The sequence below is a fragment of the Actinomadura sp. genome (genome assembly GCF_044508335.1).
GTDB lineage: Bacteria > Actinomycetota > Actinomycetes > Streptosporangiales > Streptosporangiaceae > Spirillospora.
In genome coordinates this window covers 12418-16988 of sequence record NZ_JBIQHY010000106.1, presented here as the reverse complement: position 1 = coordinate 16988, position 4571 = coordinate 12418, and the positions used below count along the sequence as shown (strand labels likewise).

The window sequence follows — 4571 nt, the reverse complement described above, 5'->3', positions numbered from 1 at the left end:
CCCGTCCGCTAGGGCAGGCTCCACAGCGACACCGACAGCAGACCCAGGCTGACGGCGATCAGCACCATGGCGACCGAGCGCCCGCTCTCGTCGCCGGACTCCGGCCTCCCCCGCGTCACCAGCACCACGAAGCCCGCGAGGAAGCCCACGGCGACGACGTCCATCGCCACGGCCAGCCCGGTCACGACTCCACCAATCCCGTCATCGCAGCAACCCTAGAGGAGTGCGGTCGCTCACATCGGCGCCCCGCCGCACATCGTCCGCGCCGGAACGGCCAGAATCGGGTTCGGAGCCATGAGAGGGGCCGCCATGACCGCCGACCGCCCGTACGACATCGTCCTGTTCGGGGCGACCGGGTTCACCGGCGCCCTGACCGCCGAGTACCTGGCCGGACACGCCGGCCCGGGCACGCGCTGGGCCCTCGCGGGCCGCAACCGGGCCAAGCTGGCGACCGTCCGCGACCGGCTCGCCGGGATCGACCCGGCCTGCACCGAGCTGCCGCTGCTGCACGCCGACACCGCCGACGCCGCCTCGATCGACGCGATCGCCGAGTCGGCGCGCGTCGTCATCACGACGGTCGGCCCCTACGTCAAGTACGGCGAGCCGCTGGTCGCCGCCTGCGCGCGCGCCGGGACCGACTACGTCGACATCACCGGCGAGCCCACGTTCGTCGACCGCATGTACGTGAGGTACCACCGGCAGGCCGTGCGCAGCGGGGCGCGCATCGTCCACGCCTGCGGGTTCGACTCGATCCCCCACGACCTCGGCGCGTACTTCACGGTCCAGCAGCTCCCCGAGGGCGTCCCGCTGCACGTCGAGGGCTTCGTGCGGGTGCGCGGCGCCGCGTCCGGCGGCACCCTGCACTCGGCGGTCGGCATCTTCGGCGACCCCGCCGGCATGCTGCGCGCCGAGCGGGAGCGCCGCCGGCTGGAGGACCGGCCCGCCGGCCGCAGGGTGCGGATCTCGCGCAGCCCCGTGCCGAAGGCCCGCGTCGGGGACGGCTGGACGCTGCCGCTGCCCACCATCGACCCGCAGATCGTCACCCGGTCGGCGGCGGCCCTCGACCGGTACGGCCCCGACTTCTCCTACGGCCACTACGTCGCGGTCAAGCACCTCCCGTCGGCCGCCGCGCTGGCGGCGGGCTTCGGCGCCGTCACCGCGCTGGCCGCGCTGCCGCCGACCCGGCGGCTGCTGCTGCGGCTCGGCAGCCCCGGCGAGGGGCCGTCGCGGGAGCGGCGCGAGCGCAACTGGTTCAGCGTGAAGTTCGCCGGCGAGGGCGGCGGGAGGCGCGTCGTCACCGAGGTCGCGGGCGGCGACCCCGGCTACACCGAGACGGCGAAGATGCTGGCCGAGTCGGCGCTGTGCCTCGCCCACGACGACCTCCCCGAGACGTCCGGGCAGGTCACGACCGCGGCGGCGATGGGCGACGCGCTGATCGGCCGCCTGGTCAAGGCCGGGCTGACCTTCCGGGTGCTCGAGTCGGCGTGACCCCGCTCGCCGGGCGGCGGCCGGGGACCGGGATGACGGCCTCGACCGTCGTCCCGGCGCCGGGCCGGCTCTTCACCGCGACCCGCCCGCCGAGCAGCTCGGCGCGCTCCCGCATGCCGCGCAGCCCGTAGCAGTCGGGGCGCACCCCCTTGGCCGAGCCGGGCGCGAACACGTCCCGGACGGAGAACCCGGTGCCGTCGTCGGTCACCCGCAGCCGGACGCGGTCGGGCGAGTGCTCCAGCAGCAGGTCCACGCAGGTCGCGGACGCGTGCCGCAGGCTGTTCCCCACCGCCTCCTGCGCGATCCGGTAGAGCGCGGTCTGCACGTGGTCGGGCAGCTCGTCCTCCAGCTCGCCCTCGACGGTCACCGTCACGTCGATCGCGCCGGACGGCCCCGGCCCGCCCCCGGCCTCCCGGGCCAGCGTGGCGAGCGCCGCCGACAGGCCCAGGTCGTCCAGGACGGGTGGCCGCAGCCCGCCGATGGCCGCGCGCGTCTCGGCCGCCGACAGCTCGCACAGCCGCCGCGCCATCATGATCTGCGCCAGCGCCTCCGGATGGTGCTCGGGCAGCGCCCGCTCGGCGGCCGACAGGTGGAAGCCGAGGCTGGCGAGCCGCTGCGCGATGCCGTCGTGGATCTCCCGGCTCAGCCGGGACCGCTCGGCCTCCTGCGCCGCGACGGCCCGCTCGGCGAACCGCTCGGCCGCGCGCTCGCGCTCGCGCGCGGAGCGCAGCCGCCGGCACGACGACAGCACCGGCGCGAACAGCGCGGCGAGCGCGGTGACCAGCGCGAGGTCCTCCGCGGGCACCGGCCCCGCGGACCGGACGTCCACGACCGCGATCACGCCGCCGTCGCCGTGCACGGGGACCGCGGCGCCGCGCCCGTCGGCGTGCGCGCGGGCGCGGCCGTGCGCGGCGACCCAGCCGGCGTCGCCCTCCCCCAGCGGCACGGGCGGCCCCGACCATTCGAGGGCGCGACCCTCCTCGTCCAGGACGTACACGTCGCAGAACGTCAGCGCCCGCGCCGACCGGACGACGAGGCAGGCCAGCTCGTCCGCCATCCGCGGCAGCTCGCGGTCGGAGCAGGCCACGGCGGCGATGCGGACGAGCAGGTCCGCGCCGCGGCCGGCGATCAGCTCCAGCGGGGACGTCACCGGAACAGGCCCTCGCGCAGCGCCACCGCGATCGCCGCCGACCGGTCGGTCACCTCCAGCTTGCGGTACAGGGCGCGCAGGTGGCTCTTCACGGTCTCCTCGCTCAGCACGAGCCGCGCCGCGATCGCCTTGTTCGACAGGCCGCCGACCAGCAGCGACAGCACCTCGCTCTCGCGCTGGGTGAGGCCGCGGTTGGCGCCCGGCCAGAACTCGCCGCGGGTCAGCCGGGCCGCGGTGACGGCCATCCGGCCCGCGAGCGTCGGGTCGACGACCGTCTCGCCCTGCGCGACCTCCTCCAGCCGCCGGACGAGCTCGGGGCCGTCCACCCGCTTGAGGAGGTAGCCGCCGGCCCCGGCCCGCAGCGCCTCGAAGACGTACTGCTCGTCGTCGTAGACCGACAGGAACACCACCCGCGCCTCCGGGACCCGCCCGGTGATCAGCCGGCACAGGTCGAGGCCGCTCTCCGGGCCCAGCCGGACGTCCAGCAGGACGACGTCCGGCCGCAGCGCGGTCACCAGCCGGGCCGCCTCGTCCCCCGTGCCCGCCTGCCCGACGACGCGCACCCGTCCCGCGAACCCGGCCAGCATCGCCTGCAGCCCGGCGAGGATCATCTCGTGGTCGTCGACCAGGACGACGCGTACGGGGACACTCATTCCCGCACGATAACAATCGGAAGCTACTCATCAGTAGCCGACCCGGAGGGCGCCTCCGGGCGTTTCACTCCCGGTCTCCCCCGATTGGGGGACGATCCCGCCCCCGCGGCCCCGTAATCTCCTTTTACGAAAATTGAATTCCGCAGGACGGAGGAGCAAGGTGCCCCATCGGATCGTGCATATGCTCCGGGCGCGCGGGTCCGGCCGCCGCCCCGTCATGCTCGCGATCGCCGGGGACAGCGCCGCGGGCAAGACCACGCTGACCAGGGGGCTTGTGCGGTGTCTGGGGGCCGACCGGATGACCGCGGTGTGCGTGGACGACTACCACCGCTACGACCGCGCCGAACGCGCCGGCAAGCCGTTCACGGCGCTGCACCCCGACTGCAACCACATCGACATCATGGAGCAGCACCTCCAGCTGCTGTCGATGGGGGAACCGATCCTGAAGCCCGTCTACGACCACGCGACCGGCGAGCTCGTCCGGCCGGAACTGGTCGAGCCCCGCGACTTCGTGATCGTCGAGGGCCTGCTGCCGCTGCACACCCGGATGGCGCGGGCCTGCTTCGACATCACCGTCTACCTCGACCCGCCCGAGCCGCTGCGGCACTCCTGGAAGGTGCGCCGCGACTGCGCGAAGCGCGGCTACAGCCCCGAGCAGGTGATGGCTGAGCTGGCCCGCCGCGAGCCGGAGAGCGCCGCCTACATCCGCCCGCAGCGCAAGCACGCCGACATCGTCGTCCGGTTCGCCCCGGTCGCCGGGCGCCTCGACCCGCCCGGCACGCCGCTGTCCGCCGAACTGCTGCTCCGGCCGACGATCGACCATCCCGAGCTGGCGGACGTCCTGGACGGCGGCGCCGGCGACGCCGCGGCGGGGCAGACCGAGACCGCCCTGCACCTGCGGCTGCACCGCGACACCGACGGCCGCCCGGTCGACGCCCTGCACGTCCACGGGTACGTTTCGCCCGAGGAGTCGCAGGTCGTCAAGAAGGCCATCTGGGAGCGGCTCGGCCCCCGCGCCGGCGCCGCGCTCCCCGACCCGGAGGCGCTCGGCAGGCTCGGCGACGACGGGACGAGCGATCCCCTCGCCATCACCCAGCTGCTCCTGCTGTACCACCTGCTGGACGCCGACCACCGCCAGGCGGCATAGGCTCCGCGTGCGCGCGGGGAGGCCCCGGGGCTTCGGACCTGTGCCCCGGGCCGCGCGCGGCGGCCGCCGGGAGGGCGCACAGCGGGCGCGCCTGCGCCCTCCCGGCAACTCCGTCAGCGGGCGGGGCTCCAGC

General features: G+C 75.4%; 5 protein-coding genes. 2 read left to right on the top strand and 3 right to left on the bottom strand.

All coding sequences use genetic code 11. The features are described from left to right. Positions 1–8: 8 nt before the first annotated feature. On the bottom strand, positions 9–185 hold the full coding sequence (locus ACIWVC_RS27280; RefSeq protein WP_396451113.1) for a hypothetical protein: 177 nt from the start codon (positions 183–185) through the stop codon (positions 9–11). Between the two features lie 124 nt (positions 186–309). On the opposite strand from ACIWVC_RS27280, the gene ACIWVC_RS27275 reads away from it, so the two are divergent. Continuing rightward, a complete protein-coding gene (locus ACIWVC_RS27275) occupies positions 310–1488 on the top strand; it encodes a saccharopine dehydrogenase family protein (RefSeq protein ID WP_396454755.1) in 1179 nt (392 codons plus the stop codon). Here ACIWVC_RS27275 and ACIWVC_RS27270 read toward each other — a convergent pair. Continuing rightward, positions 1448–2638, bottom strand: a complete 1191-nt coding sequence (locus ACIWVC_RS27270; RefSeq protein ID WP_396454754.1) for a sensor histidine kinase — start codon at positions 2636–2638, stop codon at positions 1448–1450. The two genes, ACIWVC_RS27275 and ACIWVC_RS27270, sit on opposite strands and share 41 nt — an antisense overlap. Next, positions 2635–3291, bottom strand: a complete 657-nt coding sequence (locus ACIWVC_RS27265; protein ID WP_396451119.1) for a response regulator — start codon at positions 3289–3291, stop codon at positions 2635–2637. The genes ACIWVC_RS27270 and ACIWVC_RS27265 overlap by 4 nt, the downstream gene beginning before the upstream one ends. A 181-nt stretch (positions 3292–3472) precedes the next feature. Between ACIWVC_RS27265 and ACIWVC_RS27260 the strand changes: the two genes are divergently transcribed. Beyond that, positions 3473–4438 (top strand): phosphoribulokinase, encoded by a 966-nt coding sequence (locus tag ACIWVC_RS27260; protein WP_396451142.1) that lies wholly within the window; start codon positions 3473–3475, stop codon positions 4436–4438. Positions 4439–4571 lie beyond the last annotated feature (133 nt).